Source organism: Chitinophaga sp., assembly GCF_017745275.1.
In the GTDB taxonomy this organism is placed as follows: domain Bacteria; phylum Bacteroidota; class Bacteroidia; order Chitinophagales; family Chitinophagaceae; genus Chitinophaga.
In genome coordinates this window covers 174,770-193,976 of sequence record NZ_JAGHZS010000009.1, presented here as the reverse complement: position 1 = coordinate 193,976, position 19,207 = coordinate 174,770, and the positions used below count along the sequence as shown (strand labels likewise).

General features: G+C 45.4%; 14 protein-coding genes. 6 read left to right on the top strand and 8 right to left on the bottom strand.

Annotated elements, in window-relative coordinates; genetic code table 11:
- Positions 1–8 precede the first annotated feature (8 nt).
- Both J7623_RS25920 and J7623_RS25915 read left to right on the top strand, forming a co-directional pair.
- Entirely contained in the window at positions 9–1,457 is a 1,449-nt protein-coding gene (locus J7623_RS25920) for a RagB/SusD family nutrient uptake outer membrane protein (RefSeq protein ID WP_291926262.1), read from the top strand.
- Positions 1,458–1,568: 111 nt separating this feature from the next.
- Positions 1,569–2,975, top strand: coding sequence for a TlpA disulfide reductase family protein (locus tag J7623_RS25915; RefSeq protein ID WP_291926259.1), 1,407 nt, complete (start codon positions 1,569–1,571; stop codon positions 2,973–2,975).
- 158 nt (positions 2,976–3,133) lie between these two features.
- Here J7623_RS25915 and J7623_RS25910 read toward each other — a convergent pair whose 3' ends face one another.
- On the bottom strand, positions 3,134–3,730 hold the full coding sequence (locus J7623_RS25910; protein WP_291926256.1) for a TetR/AcrR family transcriptional regulator: 597 nt from the start codon (positions 3,728–3,730) through the stop codon (positions 3,134–3,136).
- Positions 3,731–3,845: 115 nt separating this feature from the next.
- Between J7623_RS25910 and J7623_RS25905 the strand changes: the two genes are divergently transcribed.
- Complete coding sequence (locus J7623_RS25905) at positions 3,846–4,658, top strand: alpha/beta hydrolase (protein ID WP_291926254.1); 813 nt, start codon at positions 3,846–3,848, stop codon at positions 4,656–4,658.
- Positions 4,659–4,871: 213 nt separating this feature from the next.
- Here J7623_RS25905 and J7623_RS25900 read toward each other — a convergent pair whose 3' ends face one another.
- The gene (locus J7623_RS25900) at positions 4,872–6,293 is read right to left on the bottom strand and encodes a PLP-dependent aminotransferase family protein (protein ID WP_291926251.1); all 1,422 of its coding nucleotides are present in this window, start codon (positions 6,291–6,293) and stop codon (positions 4,872–4,874) included.
- Positions 6,294–6,374: 81 nt separating this feature from the next.
- Here J7623_RS25900 and J7623_RS25895 point away from each other — a divergent pair, with 81 nt between their 5' ends.
- Both J7623_RS25895 and J7623_RS25890 read left to right on the top strand, forming a co-directional pair.
- On the top strand, positions 6,375–6,884 hold the full coding sequence (locus tag J7623_RS25895; RefSeq protein ID WP_291926248.1) for a GNAT family N-acetyltransferase: 510 nt from the start codon (positions 6,375–6,377) through the stop codon (positions 6,882–6,884).
- A 20-nt stretch (positions 6,885–6,904) separates the two neighbouring features.
- Positions 6,905–8,263: an alpha/beta fold hydrolase gene (locus tag J7623_RS25890; RefSeq protein WP_291926245.1), complete on the top strand. Its 1,359-nt coding sequence runs from the start codon at positions 6,905–6,907 to the stop codon at positions 8,261–8,263.
- 152 nt (positions 8,264–8,415) lie between these two features.
- On the opposite strand, the gene J7623_RS25885 is transcribed toward J7623_RS25890, so the two are convergent.
- The 6 genes from J7623_RS25885 to J7623_RS25860 all read right to left on the bottom strand — a co-directional run bounded on the left by J7623_RS25885 (position 8,416) and on the right by J7623_RS25860 (position 15,852).
- On the bottom strand, positions 8,416–9,750 hold the full coding sequence (locus J7623_RS25885; protein ID WP_291926241.1) for a cytochrome c: 1,335 nt from the start codon (positions 9,748–9,750) through the stop codon (positions 8,416–8,418).
- A gap of 36 nt (positions 9,751–9,786) precedes the next feature.
- A complete protein-coding gene (locus J7623_RS25880; protein WP_291926239.1) occupies positions 9,787–11,244 on the bottom strand; it encodes a cytochrome c in 1,458 nt (485 codons plus the stop codon).
- 638 nt (positions 11,245–11,882) lie between these two features.
- Entirely contained in the window at positions 11,883–12,743 is an 861-nt protein-coding gene (locus J7623_RS25875) for an AraC family transcriptional regulator (RefSeq protein ID WP_291926236.1), read from the bottom strand.
- 47 nt (positions 12,744–12,790) lie between these two features.
- Positions 12,791–13,156, bottom strand: coding sequence for a hypothetical protein (locus J7623_RS25870; protein WP_291926232.1), 366 nt, complete (start codon positions 13,154–13,156; stop codon positions 12,791–12,793).
- On the bottom strand, positions 13,153–13,719 hold the full coding sequence (locus J7623_RS25865) for an SCO family protein (protein ID WP_291926229.1): 567 nt from the start codon (positions 13,717–13,719) through the stop codon (positions 13,153–13,155). The genes J7623_RS25870 and J7623_RS25865 overlap by 4 nt, the downstream gene beginning before the upstream one ends.
- Before the next feature lie 861 nt (positions 13,720–14,580).
- Positions 14,581–15,852: a hypothetical protein gene (locus tag J7623_RS25860; protein WP_291926226.1), complete on the bottom strand. Its 1,272-nt coding sequence runs from the start codon at positions 15,850–15,852 to the stop codon at positions 14,581–14,583.
- Between the two features lie 268 nt (positions 15,853–16,120).
- On the opposite strand from J7623_RS25860, the gene galB reads away from it, so the two are divergent.
- Positions 16,121–18,661: a beta-galactosidase GalB gene (gene galB, locus J7623_RS25855; protein WP_291926223.1), complete on the top strand. Its 2,541-nt coding sequence runs from the start codon at positions 16,121–16,123 to the stop codon at positions 18,659–18,661.
- Positions 18,662–19,207 lie beyond the last annotated feature (546 nt).

Genomic DNA, 19,207 nt, shown 5'->3' with positions numbered 1-19,207 from the left:
TAATGAAAATGGGGCTACTGAACCGAAAATATATTTATCCTTTTATTGCATTGATGCTCATGTCTGCGTGTAAAAAGGATTTCCTGGAAGTCAATCCCAAAGGGGTACTGGTGGCAGAGAAAACAGCGGATTATGATCAGCTGCTGAACGCACTCACTGTGGTTCCCATTACCGCCTATCAGGTAACCGGCGATGAGGTAGCGGGTGTAGTACCTTATCTTACAGGTGAAACATTACCGGAGAACCAAAAATCTTTCCGTTGGGAAAATGATATTTACCTGCCGGATGCTACCTCCATGGAATGGACGGCGATCATGCGGGTCATGTATCAGTATAATAAAATCATCAATGAAGTGATGAATGCCAGCGGAGGAAGCGAAGCGCAAAGACAATCGCTGAAAGCTGAAGCACGCGCCTGCCGCGCCTGGGGATACTTTATGATGGTTAACTTTTATGGAGCGCCCTACAATGAAGCTACTGCAGCAACAGACCTGGCCGTACCAAAAGTATTGACAGCCGATGTATCTCAAACAAAATTTACCCGGGCTACGGTAAAGGAAATATATGATCTCATCGTGGAGGATCTGACAGGCGCCATACCTTATCTGCCCACTGCACTAACGAACCGTATCCGTATGTCGAAGCCGGCAGCAGAAGGTTTGCTGGGAAAGGTATATGCCTTCATGGGACAATACGATAAAGCCCTGCCACAATTGAATGCCGCCATCAACGATTTGGCAGGTGCCAGCATACCCATTGGGCTATACGATTTTCAGAAGGAGCTGACACCCGGAGGCGCTTTTACACCTGTAAGTCCGATTACAGGGCCCACCAGGGGGAATCTGAATATTGATCATGAGGTCCTTTTTCTCAGAAGAACGCTCAATTATTTCACCTACGTCTTTTCAGGTGTTGTGCTGAATAGTAAAACAGCAGCACTTTACCTGCCCGGTGATTACCGCCGTGCATTTCTGACGCCAAATCCTCTGGCTGATTTTACACACATTTATCCCAATGGCATGCTCAGAGCATGGGGGAGTGGCGCCGCCAACAACGCAGGCGTCAGCGTCCCTGATATCTACTTGTTGAGGGCGGAGTGTAAGTCGCGCGGGAACGACCTGGCTGGCGCTGTTGCCGACATGGAAGCCTTCCGCAATAAGCGAATGCCTGCCGGAGAAGCCGCTATACCAGCAGCCATTGCAACAGATAAGGTGGCGTTAACCACCTTTATTCTCAATGAAAGGATCCGTGAATTTCCGATACAGGGATACCGGTGGTTTGATATGCGCCGTCTTTCTGTAGATCCGGTATATAAATCTACCGTCGGAACCACGCATACGGTGTATGATATGACCGGTGCGGTGAAAAGCACGTATACATTGCGTCCGGAACGACTCACCTTCCGCATTCCATTGTATATCGCCAACGCCAATCCGGATATGCCACAAAACCCTTAAACACTTTTAACATAACAGATTCGATTGCTGTGTTGAACAGCAGTCTGGCATCGCTTTGCCTGAAAGGTTGGATAAATCAAATTCTTATAAAAATTAAAAGCAAACAGTATAATGAAAACGAGTATCATCACGGTGATATGCTGCCTGTATGCGGCCATCATCTTTGGACAAAAAAAGGAAGCTACCATCGTATTGGATATATCCCCGCTAAAGGTGGATTCTGTATGGATAGCTGACGGAGAACAAAGTGTATTCATGGTAGCACCCAATAAAGAAGGGAAAGTGACACATCGCTTTACCGGCACCTTCCCGAAATCGATCAGGGTGGGTATCGATTCACCCAAAAAAGGACAGATGTATTTATTCCTGGAATCCGGCGATAAGCTGAACATTAAAACAGATTTCGAGGAAAAAACAACCTTCTCCGGACCAGGCGCCGAAAATGCTAAAGTGTTGTGGAAATACTTTTATCAGTATCTGCTGGATTATAAAAACATCAATGCTACTAATCTAACAGTGAAGGAATATCTTGACACGGTGAATCGGATGGAACAGGCATCTATTGATATACTGGAGGCGAATAAGCGCAAAGTAACCCCTGTTTTCTATAAAGACCAGTCGATATCTCTTAAGTACCGGAAGTTAGGCTCCTTAGTACTGGCTCCTTATTTTTATCATCTTGGTTTCAAGAAAAAAATGTCGGAAGTGCTGTCCGATGATTACTGGAAGCTTTGTGATAATATTGAGATGAGAGATGATTTGATTAACAATGAATCTTACAATGCTTTTATGAGAGGCAGCTATCCTGCTTATATGGGCTGGCGTGAATTATACCAGCAAGGAAAGCTGGATAGCAGCTATGAATATCCCCAGGCATTGAAGCAGCGGTTAAAACTGATTGAACAGCATTATACAGGAAAGTTGCGTAGCATGGCCATGAAGACTACGCTGAATTCCCTGATAGGAATGGAGAAAGATGTGGCCTCCCTGAAACCGGCAATAGATAATTATGTTGCGAAGTATGCTACCAAAGAAGATGCGAAGTTTATACAGGAATCGTACGCCAAAACACTCAGTCTGGCCGCAGGTAAAGTGCCGCCGTTCTTTACACTGAAAGACCTCAATGGTAAAGATGTAACGTTGAAAGATTTTGCCGGTAAAGTGATTTACATGGATTTCTGGGCCAGTTGGTGCACCCCCTGCCGCTATGAGATGAAAAATGGCAGCCCCAAACTGCATGAGAAATTTAAAGACAATAAACAGGTGGTTTTCCTTTACATCAGTATAGATGACAAAGAAGCCAACTGGAAAAAAGCGATTGAAGACGATAAAATTGAGGGCATTCATTTATTATCTGCCGGTGGCATGAAAAGCGCTGTTGCCAATGCATTTAACATCCATGGGGTTCCACGCTATATCATTATTGGAAGAGATGGAAAAATATTTGACGCAGATGCTTCCAGGCCGAGCGAAGATAAAACGCCGGCAAGAATTGAAGAGGCACTAAACGCACAATAAAGAAGTAGTATTGTTTCATGTACCCCCGATGAACAATGTTGCCTGAAGAATGGCCGATGCATAATTGCATCGGTCATTTTTTGTCGGGTAGGTGAAAAGCCGGATAAATAGTAGCATTGTATCAGGCGTAGTATGATACCACTTTTATAAACGGCTAGTTATTTGATAAGCAGCATATTCATGAGTATATCTTTTCCCGGAATGGTAAACCCTTTTCCAAACGTCATTTTGAAGGCAGCCAATCCTTGTGTGGCTGCTATTAACATGGCAGCAAGCTGCATCGGATCCCCGGATAGGAAGCTACCTTCTTTTTGGCCGCCTTTGATAATATCGGCCAGTATTTTCATTGATTGCTGCTTGCGGGTGATCAACAATTGATCCTGTGCAGCATCCCTGGTTTCAAACTGCTGCCCAATAATAATGAAGTAGCAAATTTCAGGGTATTTATGTACACCTGTTAGAAACCCTTCAATGAAGCCTTCTACCTTCTCCCTCGCAGTAGAATGCTGCTTTTTTAATGAAGTCAGGTGGGCAATGGACATATCCATCGCCTGGTTGGCTAATCCAAGATATAGTTCGTCCTTATTGGTGTAATAGTGATACATCAACCCGAGACTGATTTGCGCTTTTGCAGCTATTTCTTTAATGTTTGTCCCGGCCAAACCTTTACTGGCAAAAAGCTCAAGCCCGGCTGCCTGTATCTTCTTCTGCGCTTCCTGGCGCATTTCCTCAAATTGCTCTTTCGCTTTGGGCATTGTCTTTTAATTGAAAATTATTTCAATTGTAAGCAAATTTTAAACAACATAAAAATATTTCTTACCAAACCATCCTATAATTTTACAATTGAAATTTAATTCAATTAAAAAACCTATGACAACTTTTAAAACAAACACAGCAACATCTGCTAAAGGCGGTATGATTACTTATGACACCATTGGCAACGGCCCCGGGCTAATTATTGTACATGGTGCATTAAGCGACATAGAAGAATATACAGATTTAGCCATAGCGCTTTCTGGTAATTTTACGGTTCACCTGATGCAACGACGCGACAGGCACGGGCAGGAAGCCCATTATAATATCAAAGATGACTGTAATGATGTAATGGCAGTGCAGCAAGCCACCGGCGCCACTTTTCTGTTTGGACACAGTTACGGAGGATTGGTAGCACTGGAAGCAGCGGTAAATGGTCATCCATTTAAGAAAATAAGTGTTTACGAGCCGGGTGTGTCGCTTCATGGCAACTGGAAATGGTTGAATAGCTATGAAACGGCCATGGCTCATCAACAATACAGGAAAGCTTTTACAGTCTTCGTACAGGGAATGGGGCACAGTCCGTTGAGTAATGCACCATCCTGGCTGGCAGGTTTTGTACTCCGGTTGGCCATAAAAGGAAAAAAATGGGAACTCAAGAAAAGATTGCTAGCCAGTAATTTCCGGGAACACCTGGAAGTAAAGCGATTAGAAGGAAGTTACAGGAAATATGAAAGCTTGTCTGTTCCGGTTCTCCTGATGGGCGGGAAGGCTAGTCCTGGTTTTATCTCCGACACATTAAATGTCCTGAAGCAAACAATTCCACGGGCGGAAGTATTGCTATTACCTGCGCTTCATCATCTGTCACCAACAAATAATGAAGCGCCGGCAATAGTAGCAGAAAATCTCCTCACATTTTTCAAAGAATAGGAGCGTACCATTCATATTATTTAAAAAAGTTAAAACAAGCATTAAAATAGGCTTGTAGATTTTCTGCCAAACCGTTAATACCACTTTACTCACTGTTCTGCCGGTTTGCAGTTGCAGGTGCGCCCGTGCTATATTTTATTCGCTGAGCCACTGTCGATGGCAGCTAATGATATAAAATGTCGTAGAATGATATAGCCTGGTGCCTGCACTTGCTTAGAAAGTTGCAACCAGCTTACCCAGCTTACGAATAGCCTGTTCAACCTGCCGGTTCCATTCTTTATTACAGCTAATACGAATATAATTTCTGTACCCGCCGGTGCTGGAAAAAAGTGGTCCGGGCGCGATATTGATCCGCTGCTCCAGCGCCAGCTTCTGTAGTTTCATGGCATCTACCTGCTTTGGGAGTTCTACCCAAAGTACTATACCACCATCAGGCTGGCTGATCTTCGTACCTTCCGGGAAATATTGTTCGATATACTGACTGGTCAGCACAACCTGTTTATGCAGCAAAGGTCTCAGCTTCCGAAGGTGACGCTGGTAGGTACCACTACTGAGCAAATCGGCGACAGATAGTTGCAGCACTGTTGCTGAAGCTATATTAGTAGTAGCTTTCAGTTGTGATACTTTTTCGAGAAACCTGCCTGGCACACACCAGCCAATCCGATAACCGCAGGCCACCGTTTTCGAAAACGAGGAGCATTGCATGACCCATCCGTGTTTATCATAGGTTTTGATGGTACTGGGCCTTGTTGAACCGAAATACAATTCTCCGTATACATCATCTTCAATTACCGGCAGCCTGCGTTTCACAGCCATTTCAGCAATCCATTTTTTCTTTTCGTCGGATATCAGTACGCCGTTTGGATTATTGAAATTGGGGATAAACAGGCAGGCAGCGATATCAAAGGACTGGATGATTGTTTCCAATTGTGCTATTTGTATGCCTTGTTCAGGATCACACGACAGCTCTATTACCTTTAATTGCAGTTGCTCAAGGCATTGCAGTATTCCATAATAGCAGGGAGATTCCACTACAACCGTATCTCCGGGCTGCGTCACCGCACGCAGGCAAAGGCTGAGAGCTTCGAGCGTTCCGTTAGTCACCAGTATATCGTCGGCCGATAAGCTACCGTTCCAGTAGAAAGAGAGCCTGGCGATTTGTTCCCGTAACTGCTGGTTTCCCAATGTAGATTCGTATTGCAGGTGAGCGCCGGTAAGGTCACGGGAGGCTTTCTGCAGGCTGCGTCGCACCGCATTGAAAGGGATCATATGCGTGTCCAGCGAAGCATTGAAGAAAGAGATGAAGCCCGGCGGATATGGACCCGCATCTACCGGCATTTTGCTGATGATACGGCTCACATTAATTTCCCGGATCGCCGGAGCGGTAGTAGTAGCTACTGGCTGTGCCGTTTGCCCCATGGATTTACGCAGCGCTATGTATCCTGATTTTTCCCGGGCTGCCAGCAATCCCTTATCTGTTAATAAACCATAGGCTTTCAATGAAGTACCCACACTTACACCAAAGTGTTCACTGATGACACGTAGAGAAGGCAGCTTTTCTCCCAGCGGATAAGTATCGTTGTTGATCATCGATTCTATCCGGTTTGCGATATCTATGTATTGGAAGTCTTTCATCTGTTACACTAAAATATCTAAAATCTGTATCTGTTACAGTTTATGCAAAGTAGATATTTTTGGAGAAATAATTACATAAGCATGGAAATAATCAACAGCCAGGCAACAGATATCAACGATATCTTTTACCTCTACGAGGAAGGTACCAAATACCAGTTGCAGCACGGTGTAAAGCGTTATTGGAAAGGATTTGACCGATCGATGGTAGCGCAGGAAATTGCAGAACAGCGGCAGTGGAAACTGGTGACGGACGGAAAAATGGTGGGTGTATTTGTTACTACCTTCAACGATCCTTTGATATGGGGTAGCAAAGACGAGGAACCTTCGCTGTATCTCCACCGGATCGCCACGCATCCGGAGTACCGGGGGCGCGGATTGGTGAAACAGATTATTGCCTGGGCCAGGCAATACGGACGGGAGCATCACCGGCATTATCTGCGACTGGACACAGGCGCCGGTAACGAGAAGTTAAACAATTACTATGTAAGCTGCGGTTTTACTTATCTTGGCGACGCAGACATCCCCGATCCGGTGGGATTACCAGCTCACTACAAGGATGGAAAGTTTGCCACCTTCCAGCTTACGCTTTAAGAACTATCAGTCACGACTATATGAAAATACCATTGCTAACATTTTTCACTACCGCACTTATTGCCGGGCAGGCTATGGCCCAGGACTACGAGTATTTTTCCAACTACCGCAATGGTGCCTATGCACTCAGCGATGGCAGCAAGCTGGTGATCAGTCCTTCCCAGGGGGAGGACCTCCGTTATCGCCGCATGGACGGCAGTTGCGGTCGCCTCTTTCTCCAGGCCGATAGCAGTTATCAGTCTGGCCCCGGATGGGCCAACCCTAAAAATCCGAATATATTTGCTCACTTCAGCGGTAGCACACACGACTCGCTCGTTTTCCGGCAAGATGGTAACACCCTCACGGGAAAACGTATACACTTTCCCGTTATCCCCATCCGTTTTAGCGGTAAGGATGCCAGTCTGTATGGTGAATTATTCCTTCCTGTGAATAAAAAGCCCCAGGCCGTAGTGATACTACATTACGGCTCAGGACAGGAATCGGCCGTGTACAATAATTATGTGCAGTACCTGTTACCTTTGAATGATATTGCCGTATTTGTATATGATAAACCCGGCACCGGCAGATCCACCGGGAAACAAACTGCCAGCTTTGAACTGCTCGCAAAAGATATGGTGGCGGCGGTAAAAGCAGTGAGGGCGCAACCAGCCGTAAAAGGAGTGCCACTGGGACTAATGGGAGAAAGCCAGGGCGGCTGGATAGTACCGTTAACAGCCAGCCAGACACTCGTTGATTTTCTTATTGCCAGTTACAGCCTGCTCATTCCACCTCGTGAAGAAAACCGGCAGCAGGTACTACACGACCTTCAACTGGAAGGCTATAAACAGGAAGCTATTGAACAAGCCATGCAGGTAGTAGCCGCCACTGACGAGGTGGTACGCGGGCAATTCAACGGCGGACTGGAAACACTTGATTCACTGAAAGCACGTTACAACAAGGCGCCCTGGTTTAAGTCTTTAAATGGCGATTATACCGGTCCTATTCTCAATGCCAGTCGTGCTCAGCTGGATTCACTCAAACAAATATTCCCGCTGGATATTAACCTCGACTACGATCCCTTACCGGCCTTTCGCAGCGTTAATATTCCTATGTTATGGGTGATTGCCGGTAAAGACACCGAAGCACCAAATGAAGCCACTATCGATATCCTGAAAAAAGCGATTACTACCCGGAAAAATATAGACCTGGTTATCTTCCCAAATGCAGATCACGGAATTATTGAAATGGAAGACACACCACGGGGCCCGGAACCTTTAGCACGGCAGTCGCCGGGATACTTTGACCTGTTACGCGACTGGGTGAAGACGCGGCAGGTGAGAAAGAGTTATGGGAATGGGGTGTATTTCGGGTATCTACACCAACACATCCTCCACAACTAGCATTATAGCCACCCGATGTCATCATTGGTGTTTGTTAAATCATCATCCTTTGATAAGTATAAAATATTGGTTGAGATTAGTATGAGCAGCCTTAAAATCAAAAACATTAACAAGACCATTAAAATAATAAAGAGAGCAGGTAACATATCTTTTTATTTAACAGATAAAATATATTCGGTTAATGCCGTCATCTCTGGCTCTGATAGTTGCGGAAATCCTGGCATCTGTGGGTACCCATCCCTTTTTTTTCCGGGTTTACGTATCCAGCTTTTCAGTCCTGGCAGGTTGTTATGGTAGATGTCCGCCATTTCTGTTACAGGTGGGCCTACTAGCCGTTCATCTTTTTTATGGCAGGCGGCACAATTAGCCTGGAAGATAGCTGCGCCAGCTGCAACAGGTCCCGCAGATTTGACCGCCACGGTATTTTCGTCCGATCCGGGGTGAGCCCTTGCTTCTGCAGATAATTTCTCAAATGTTTTTGTTTTTTCCGCCATCATTTTTTTATGAGGCGCCAGCGCATTGGACCTGTAAACATGTCGCCCGCTTGCCATCAGCAATACGGTAAGCGTCATGGTGACGATCACTTTTCCAAAGTTGTTCCCAATATCTTCTGGTTTTCCGGTAATACCTTTCCACATCCAGTACATGGCGGGCAATGCGGCAGTTGCCCCACATAGAATAACAATGATGAGATTCCATTGTACTCCTTTGGCAGGTAGCGTAATCAACACCAGTGGTCCAAATACAAATTGAAACATAGAAGCTCCCAGTGCCAGGCTATACATCTTTCTACGGATATCATAGCGCGTGATAGATATAAAACGTGTTTCAAATGCATACCGGCGTCTATTAAGGTACCAGAATAAAAACAATCCGGTTACTGCCAGCGACGCGCATAAAAAATGCAAATACCGCGGGAATACGTTCGGCAGCAATAAGGCGCTTACAAAGCCTTTTACAGTGCCCCATTTTTCGGGAAACAGCATGAGGTTAATATTCGTTAGAAAAATTAGCGGAATGAAAAGGAAAATCAACACAGCCAATGCCAGGATAGAGATATGCAACATCTTATTATCTTCTAATTTGTGCCAGGCATATTTGTGCAGGTAGGTCAGCAGAAAAGCTACTGTCACCAATGGAACAATGGATATCCACATCAGGCCGGTCAAAGCATTGGCCGAATAAAAATAAATAGTATAGAGCACGTTGATACTTAATAGCGGAGCTACTCCCAGCACCACTGCCAGGCTTTTATTGACGGTAATAGTTTTGGCAATTTCATAGGCCAGTGTATCGTACTCTTTGTTTTTTAATCCTTTTACCTGCGCCCATAATGTCAATATTGAGCCGCCAAGCATCAGGTTCACAAAAATGATATGGAGAAGAAACGAAAGAACCAGAAAGACAACCAGCAACCATTCTGGTAAAGGTAACGCTAATGGAATGTCCCTGGGAACGGGCGTAGCAGCCTGCAATAATGTTAGCATATGATTTATGGAATAATTGTAGTGCATCGGGTATTATTATTTCGATTGGAGCGTATCCGCCAAATATTTAAGATTGTTCATACTGTTGTCAGGGTTAACAGTTACTCCGGCAGATTGGGCTCCCTCCAGTGGCTCCCCTGTTTGTTGGAGATGTTTAATATAGGCAACCAGTGCATGGAGCTCTTCATTATTTCCCGGGAAAGGAGGCATATAGGTTCTGCCGTTATGCATGTTGGGAATGTATGCCGCCATGGAGTTTTCATCCAGCGTTTTATTCAAGCCATAAAGCCTTTCAAAAACATACACAATAGAATTGATACCATTTGTTGTATGACATCGGCTACAAGCCAGTATAAATATATCTCTCCCGGTGTTAATCTTGTTTTCCGGGGTTATCCTGCCGGCGGTGGCATACGTGGCATATTTCAGCAATCCATCGCGTTTATACAAGGGGTAATCTTCTTTTCTTAGTAAATTGGAATACATGTATCCACCAATAACATAAGGTTTACGGATAAATTCCCGTACCCGTTCAAAAATCCCCAGGAAGCCGAAAGCTGCCATACAGGGTATTAATACCATCCACATTCGTACAGAGCGGGGCTTGAAAAGTGTCCAGGCACTGATGATGAACACCAGTGATACCGCCGCCGGAATTATATAGCTCAGCAGCTCATAATACTGGGCAAATTCCATAGTGCCAACAGCAGTGCTCATATTTTCACGCATCGCCTCAGGTATGGCCCTGTAATAAATAATTGCGGCCACCAGGGAAACGGGAGACCAACACAATACCCAACGAGCCCCGCTCTTCAGTGCAATTACTCTCCCGCCCGAATTCCTGCGGGAAAAAATGGTGGTCAGCACCATACCGAACACTCCGCCCAACACCATCGCTGTTGGTGTTCGGAAAATCAGCTGTGGTAAGTAAATGGGATTGGTGAAGCCACTTATCAGTGAGTGATCTGTTTTCCAGTTGCCCGGATCCATCATAAACCCAAGTATGGAAACGATGATACACATTGTGATCCAGGAGAAAATGGAAAGAAACCAACCAAATCGGATATGTCTTATTTTAGCTTTCAGGGAATGATTGCTCTGTTTCCAGGTGAGAAAATATATCATGATTAATACCACCTCTGTAACAAAGGTTAACCACTCCACAAACCAGGCAAAATAAAACACCCTGATAAGGCTGCCGATAGAAGAAGGACTGATTAACCCCGCGGAAAACCAGATCCCTACACCTGTCATTGCTCCCAAAGTAGTGGTAATGACAAAGGCGACCATCATTTTTCTATATACCAGGTGGTCCCACTCCTGATCGGTAATGCCTGATCTACCGGCCATTCTAACACCTTTTTGTTCCAGCCAGGCGATATAAGGAATAAATCCAACTGCCAATCCATGATTGATAAATACATGTATAATAGCGATCATCGCTATCAAAAACCGGTCATTCAGCCAGTCGAGATGAAACATTGGAAAGTCCATGCAGCAATACATTTTGGTATGCTGCAAAGTTAGAATGGCAGTGGGCAAAAGCGAAGAAACAGAAAAGCCGGAAGTTTTAAGAAACAAGCCGGCTTTTTCTGATTTAATAAATAAAAGATTAGAAAAAAAGTAGTGTCGATACTGATTTTGATGACAATAATTTAAAGTTTCGACACTATTATCAAAACTATATACGGACCAATATCAATACCAGACAGCAAAATAAAACAACGAGCGCTATTCTGTTGACCCATATTATCGTATCGATCATATTTTTGTTGTCAGGATCCAGGTATCTGAATAAAAAATTGACAAGCTTCATAGAACATAAACAGTTTATAAGGGAAGGTTTAAAAAATACTTTTAAGCAATAGCATGATATGCCCGAACTGTAGTATTACGATTAGCAAAAGGAGTAGTAGCAATGCTGCCTTTAGCATCTTCCTGCTCCGGTTAAACCTGCGCTCATTGTTATGTAGCACTTCATTGGTATCTTTCACCATATGTTGCTTTTTTAATTAAGATTAATTTGTATTATCCTGGGAGGCGGTACAATGCCAATTACTTTCCGGGCTCGTACCAGAACCCGTATTATTATTTTTTTGCCGGTGGAATGCCTGGACATACATCATACTGTTTTAATGGTTCTTTCGGAAATTTTCCGGTGTAGTACCTACATCTCTTTTAAAGAAAGTAATAAAGTAAGATACACTTTCAAACTCCAGCTGCCTGGCAATATCCGCAATCGGTAATACCGTATAATGCAATAGCCGTTGAGCTTCAATGGTGATCCTCCTTCTTATCAATTCACCGGTGGATACCCCATAATATTTTCCGCATAGCTTATTCAGGTAATTAGTAGTGATATTTAGTCTGGAAGCATAGAAAGCAGGTGTTTTGTGTGTAATAAAATGTTCATCCAGTAATGACCTGAACTGTTTAATCTTTTCTTCATATGTGTTTTTCTTCATCAGAGGGATCACATGTGAAAATTCACGATCCAGTTTACACAACATAATATTCAGAAACGATCTGAGCACACTATCGGCACCTTTCTGTTGCCCCGCATATTCCTGTTTCATAAAAACAGACAATTGTTCCCATTCCTTGGCTTTTTCTTCTGCCAGCCTCACATAACAGCCATATTCCCTTTCCAGGAAAGTGAAGTTGGACAATGCGTTATTGTTGTACCTGATAGAGAAAAACTCCTCTGTAAAACATAAAATGGTACCTTTTGCAGTCCGGTTTATTTCCAGACTGAATATACTGTCGGGCTTAACACAGATAATCTTTGGGTGGTCCAGTCGCAAGGCATTACCGTCTACGACAACGCCGCCCTGCGCTCTTTCTATGATTAGGAATACATAAAAACGTCTTTTATTGGGGAATTCCAACACCGGGTATTTCTCCAATAAATGCTCCAGATCACCCACCCAGAAATAATCACTACCTGACTGAAACATGCTGGCAGATAAAACAGTTATTTCTCCTGTTTTCATAAGCACATAAAAGATTGATAGTGTTAAATGGGCATGTTGTTACTGGTTCAACAGGCGGGAGGTTTAAAAACTTTGCGCAGATGAGAATCGGGAGCGTAAGGCGATATATAAACACCGCAAGATCCCTTGTTTTCAGGGAGAAAACCGATATCGGGTATAGATACCGATTCAAAAAATAGCAGGATTTCTTTGTGCTTTAGCTCAGGCAACCGGTCCTGTTGATGTTCATTTTCTATCAGCTTCTTCTGGAGGTAACAGGTACCGCGACAAACCGGCAGCTGTTCAAACCGGTTTACACAGAGTGCCTTCGCAATGTTATTCCTGTTCAGGTAAAAGGCCGCTATGATCCAGCAGTTGCCTGTACTTTGGATAAGTATTACGCCAAGGAGCCATATGGATAGGATCTTCTTCAAGGCCTTCCGGAGTCTTCTTTTAGCAGGATTTGAATGTCTTTTATCAAATGTTCCATTTCTTCCTTGTTAGTGCCATTATAGAGTCCTCTAACATGCCGTTGTTGGTCTACCAGTAACAGTCCTCCGCTATGTATGTAATTACCCGGATCAGTACTGTCTTTACCAGCTGCGACGTAGTAACCTTTTTCTGCAAGGCGAAAGATTGTATCCTGATTACCTGTTACAAACCGCCATTTTTTATCTGTAATTTTCAAACTGTTAGTATAGGCCTTCAGTTTGGGAATGGTATCATTCCTGGGATCAATGGTATGGGACAAGAAATTAACCCTGTTATCATTTTTAAAATGATCATAAATCCGCAACATATTGGCGGTCATTTTAGGACAGATGGTGGGACATGAAAGAAAAATAAAATCCGCTACATATATTTTCCCCTCAAATGTCTGAGGCGTCACCGTTGTGCTATCCTGGTCTGTAAGATTAAAAGCAGGTACCACCGGATATACGGAATCATACACCGTATTGCCATTCCGGAAGTGTTGGGTCACCGTTGGTACACCCAAATACGGCAGCTTTTTTTCAGTGGGCTGGCAGCCGGTTACTATGAGTATTGATATTAGCGGTAGGATAATGTTTCTCATATTCCCCTCTCATATATTGATAAAAAGGCCTTCCCATTTTTTTCTAACCCCCGGATTATACAACAACGTGAAGCAACTGCCGTACGCCTGTTCTGTTCCTTTAGTACGGGTTGCATTGAATCACAGTGTAACCCGGAAATATTGATGGGTAGCAACAGCAAGACCGGTTGGGTTTTGCAAAGGTACGGTCTATTCAATAGATATAAAGTAATTGAAGAGGACAATAGTATTGAAAAACGTGACTGTAACGCGATAGTGTAGTGGCCCTTTGCCATCGTGCTTATTTTTCATTAGTATTTTCACATGGAGGGAGTGCCAGGTTCCAGTTAAATGAATCACCCGAAAGCCAGATCCCAAAACAATGATAAGAGTTAATTGGAAGTCAATGCAACAATAGAATAATTCACGTGTAAAGAAAGTATGGTTCGATTTTTTGGGGGATTCACTTTTGATAAAATCAGTTATCGAACCGTCTAACCCACAGAAGCGGTTAAGCTGGATATATATATTGCACAGATTACCCCAAAATAAAAATGGACAAACCTAGGTTTGTCCATTTTCGTGCCCAGAACTGGATTCTTATCCGGCTGGCTACCGATTAGTTATAATCTTTGAGTGTCAAATAATTGTCGCATTCATTCAAAAACCTAAAAAGTGTGTTCTTTTACACGCTTTTAGGCGCTTCTTCACCTGTCCCAACAAATATAAGAAACTACTTGGTTATAATTAAGCCTGCAGGAAAACCCGCAGGCCATTTGCTACATTCCAGATCTGTACGCTTTGTTAAATAAGTCTTTTTACCCGGAATACGCCATCAATGACGTGTTCTTTGTAAATCACTTTATCGCCGACGGGTTTCTGTGAACTGGCGCGGTCCATGTGGAACTTACCAATCATGTAACCGCCCGCCGGATCTACACCGATCACCTGCAGAGAGCCGGGGCTGGGGAAGCTGGCTTCATTTATCTGATATCCACTTTGGTAGATTTGATTGTTCCATACCTGAAGCGTGAAATATGTTTTATCCGACCAGCTCCTGCGGCCGGTGGCAGCGCCCATCCACGTAATATTGCAGGAGGGGAGAGACCCGTCTTCCAGCATAGCGCCAACACGGTTCATACCGTTGCTGCTGGTGCCGGATGCCGCTCCCAGCAGGTTCCATTCGCCGCCATCGATCCTGATGGCGATACCTTCCGGCATCACGAATATCCGGGAGAGCAGGATGCCTAATGCGCCATCTTTCAGTTTAATTTTTACGCTTACGATCACCGGATTTACAGCGGGCAATATGGCCGGCGCCTTATAGGTGGCATGACTACCATTGGCTGTCAGCTGGCCATCACCGGCCAGTTCCCACTTGTCGATGAACGTTGGCAGTAAATCATTTTTGCCGCTGGTGATATACGATTCTGTTCCCTCTTCGGTTAGCGGCGCCAGGATGTCTTTTGCACCGGCATTTAAATAGGCTTTCACGGCCAGCTGCTGGCTGGCTCCCGGATCGATATAGGCATCTGCCGGTTCCAGTGAAATGGCTTCGAAGAAGCTCCAGTCGCTGAAGTGAGTGGTTTTCACACTAACGGACTTCATTTCTTTATTCAGTTGAATACCGCCAATGGCTTTCCATTTGCCGGCGTTATCCTGGTAGGCAATGCCCAGTGCTTCTGCGAAAGTGTTGCTCAGATCTTCCTGTTCGTAATGGAATGTAATAGTTGCGGGTTTAGATAATGCCAGGTGCGGCGTGATGCGGAAAGCCTTGCCCAGCCCGGCATTGTTGGTATTGGTGATAGGTTGGATTGTAAAAACCGTTTCGCTGGTGAGCGCGCCTGCGGGAATGTTTATGGAGATGCGTGCATCTGTGGTGGCTATGGTGCCGCCGGCAGCGCCGATGGTTTTGGTGACCGGATCGCCGTCAGCAACGCCTGGCAGCACTGCTACGCCGGTATCTACCGGGATTGGATCTGGTGCCGGTTGCGGCGCTACTATCTCTTTGCCCTGGCACGCGGCCAGGAGCACTGCCAGCAAACTGGCCTTCATCAAATGTTTTAAGTATTGCATGACCTCAGGGGTGTTATTACTGCCAGCAAAATTACCGGGATACTTTGGTGGAATTCTAAGTAGATCTACTGAGATAAATAATTACGTGATAACTAAGCCTGCCTGGGATAAGCGGTGGCGGTAGGGGAAGGGCGGTGATGCAGGCAGGGATGTCAATATAACAGCAGAAATTGTTAAACCAGTGGCACTGCCGCGATCTTATTTTTCGTTGATTTGCATATTGCCGTTGTTGGGTTGCGCGGCTTCAAGCTATCAATTTTACAGATCAATGAGTAACAAATTTTCTTGGCCCCTGCTATGGTTGGGTTGCATTTGCTTTTTAATGTGGGGCACCGCCGCTCAGGCGCAATCACCTGTCAACAGGATGGGTACCACCGATACGCGTCTGTTCGACGATGGCTGGCTGTTCAGCCGCTTTGGCCTACAGCCGGATGGTACCCGCGAAGAAGAACCTGCACACCTGGAAGCAGCGGAGCTGGCTGATACCGACTGGCAACACCTGAACCTGCCGCACGACTGGGCCATCCAGGGTCCCTTTCGGATAGACCTGGAAGGTAACACCGGCAAGCTGCCATGGAAAGGGATTGGCTGGTATAGGAAATATTTTAGCATCCCGGTAACGGATGCGGATAAACGAATTTTTGTAGACTTCGATGGCGCCATGGCCTATGCTAAAGTATGGGTGAACGGCCAGTACGCGGGCACCTGGCCCTACGGCTACAACTCTTTCAGGATGGACATTACGCCTTACCTGAAACCTGGTAAGCAAAACGTAATTGCGGTACGGCTGGATACTGAAAGCTGGGATTCACGCTGGTACCCGGGCGCCGGCATCTACCGTCATGTATGGCTGGTAAAAACCAATGCGGTGCATGTAGCCAACTGGGGCACATTTGTTACTACGCCAACCGTAACAGATAAAGCGGCGTCCGTACAGGTGAAAGTAACCCTGGACAACCAGGGTAACACTGCCACTACCGCCAACGTACACACGGATATTTATGAACTGGACAGTAATGACCATCCCGGTAGAAAAGTGGCCTCCACAAAGCCGGTATCTGTATCCATCAGTGCAGGAAAAAATTATGTGACCACTGCCGCTGCTGCAGTGGCATCGCCTAAACGCTGGAGCATAGCGCATCCGCAGCGATACCTGGCACAAACCATCGTTCGCGTAAATAATAAAATTACCGATACCTACAATACGCCTTTTGGCATCCGCACTATTGCATTTACACCACGGAATGGTTTCCTGCTCAATGGAAAAAGAGTAGAGATAAAAGGGGTCTGTAACCACCACGACCTGGGTGCCCTCGGCGCTGCACTGAACAAAAGTGCACTGACCAGGCAGCTGCGGATACTGCAATCCATGGGATGTAATGCCATCCGTACTTCCCACAATCCGCCCGCACCTGGGCTGCTGGAACTGGCTGATAAAATGGGCTTCCTCATTTGGGATGAAGCTTTCGATGCATGGAAGCATGGCAAAAGAAAGAACGATTATAACAAACTGTTTGATGAATGGCGTGAGCGCGACTTACAGGCATTGATACATCGCGACCGCAATCATCCGTCCGTGATCATCTGGTCTATCGGCAACGAAGTAATGGATCAGCGGGACGTAGCCATGACGAAAGAACTGGCAGATATGGTACGCCGGGAAGATACTACCAGACCCGTATCCAACGGTTACAACGATCCTGACGGCGGCCGCGAATCCGGCGCCGTGATGGGATTAAACCTGATGGGCGTGAATTATTTCTTCTCTCAGCAGCCTAAATGGGACAACGATCCCCGTTATAAAGAGATGCCTACTATGGGCAGTGAAACTTCCTCCTGCATCAGCACCAGGGGCGAATATTTCTTCGACGGCGATTATAAAAACTGGCAGGTATCTTCCTACGATAATGCAAAACCAGGATGGGGTTGCACACCGGATGAGCAATTCCGTACCCACGCAAAATACCCGCATCTGCTGGGCGAGTTTGTATGGACGGGATTCGACTACCTGGGCGAACCAACGCCCTATAATTCAGATGAAACCAACCTGCTCAATTTCCGCAATGACCCGGGCAAACGTGCAGAGCTGGAAAAAGCGCTGGCAGAACTGACGAAGAAGAACCCACCATCACGCAGCAGCTACTTCGGCATTCTCGATCTCTGCGGGTTTCCCAAAGACCGTTTTTACAGCTACCAGGCACACTGGCGTCCGGAGTTCCCTATGGCGCACATCTTCCCGCATTGGAACTGGCCGGAAAGAGTGGACTCTATCGTTCCGGTGCATGTGTATACCTCCGGCGATGAAGCAGAACTGTTCCTCAATGGAAAGAGCCTCGGAAGAAAATCGAAGCAGCCAGGTATAGATTTCAGATTGATCTGGGAAGATGTGAAGTACATGCCGGGAGAGCTGAAAGTAGTGGCCTATAAAAATGGGAAAGTCTGGGCAACTGACGTGGTGAAAACTACCGGTGATGTGGCGAAACTGGCATTGTTCCCTGAAAGCAAAACGGTACTGAACGATGGGAATGACCTCTGCTATATCACCCTGCGTGTGCAGGACAATGGAGGCCTGATGGTGCCGCGTTCACACGCACCTGTTAAATTTTCCATTGAAGGGCCGGGTGAAATTGTAGCCACCGACAATGGCGATCCTACTTCTTTTGTTCCATTTCAAAGCCACGACAGACCTGCATTCAACGGCATGGCGCAGGTAATTGTAAAGGCGAAGAAGGGGGCAAAAGGAAATCTCGTGATTAAAGCCAGCAGCGAAGGGTTACAGCCTGCAACAACAGTGATCGGAATAAAATAATAGTGGACATAGATATAAAAAACCCCCGGGAGTGGCCGGCTTCTTTGTTAAAAAATATCCATCTCATACGATGGTAAGTTATCTATTGTATTTTTTTGATCTTTGGGCCTATGTCTCTTATAAACTTTTTGTACCTGGTCTGTTGTTGTATGCCCTAACAGGTAGGCGATGGTTGGATCGTCAACGTTTCGGTCCTTGAGCAGGATTGAGAAGCTAAGACGAGCACAGGACCAGGTAATATGTTTCTCAATACCAGCTCGCTTACCCATTGTCCAAGCACTTTATTTGCCCCGTCAGCACTTGGCAATCTGAATATTTTGCCTGTTAGTTGTGTTGGGTCTGATGCCAAACTTCTAACTTGATTTAATACAGCCAAGGCTATAGGATGTAAGGTTATAACAACGGGTTGACCAGTTTTGTGTTGTATTATTCTTGTTGTTAGATTTCGGTTCATTACATCTGGCCATTCTAATGCATACACATCCACCCAATGTAAGCCAGAGTAACAGGAAAGAATAAATGCCAATTTTACCTGTTGGTTTAAAC

What these genes read in the sequence shown, in the direction of transcription:
- J7623_RS25920 (WP_291926262.1), top strand. Translation starts at nt 9, where the DNA reads ATGGGGCTACTGAACCGAAAATATATTTATCCTTTTATTGCATTGATG.
- J7623_RS25915 (WP_291926259.1), top strand. Translation starts at nt 1,569, where the DNA reads ATGAAAACGAGTATCATCACGGTGATATGCTGCCTGTATGCGGCCATC.
- J7623_RS25910 (WP_291926256.1), bottom strand. Translation starts at nt 3,730, where the DNA reads ATGCCCAAAGCGAAAGAGCAATTTGAGGAAATGCGCCAGGAAGCGCAG.
- J7623_RS25905 (WP_291926254.1), top strand. Translation starts at nt 3,846, where the DNA reads ATGACAACTTTTAAAACAAACACAGCAACATCTGCTAAAGGCGGTATG.
- J7623_RS25900 (WP_291926251.1), bottom strand. Translation starts at nt 6,293, where the DNA reads ATGAAAGACTTCCAATACATAGATATCGCAAACCGGATAGAATCGATG.
- J7623_RS25895 (WP_291926248.1), top strand. Translation starts at nt 6,375, where the DNA reads ATGGAAATAATCAACAGCCAGGCAACAGATATCAACGATATCTTTTAC.
- J7623_RS25890 (WP_291926245.1), top strand. Translation starts at nt 6,905, where the DNA reads ATGAAAATACCATTGCTAACATTTTTCACTACCGCACTTATTGCCGGG.
- J7623_RS25885 (WP_291926241.1), bottom strand. Translation starts at nt 9,750, where the DNA reads ATGCTAACATTATTGCAGGCTGCTACGCCCGTTCCCAGGGACATTCCA.
- J7623_RS25880 (WP_291926239.1), bottom strand. Translation starts at nt 11,244, where the DNA reads ATGGACTTTCCAATGTTTCATCTCGACTGGCTGAATGACCGGTTTTTG.
- J7623_RS25875 (WP_291926236.1), bottom strand. Translation starts at nt 12,743, where the DNA reads ATGAAAACAGGAGAAATAACTGTTTTATCTGCCAGCATGTTTCAGTCA.
- J7623_RS25860 (WP_291926226.1), bottom strand. Translation starts at nt 15,852, where the DNA reads ATGCAATACTTAAAACATTTGATGAAGGCCAGTTTGCTGGCAGTGCTC.
- galB (WP_291926223.1), top strand. Translation starts at nt 16,121, where the DNA reads ATGAGTAACAAATTTTCTTGGCCCCTGCTATGGTTGGGTTGCATTTGC.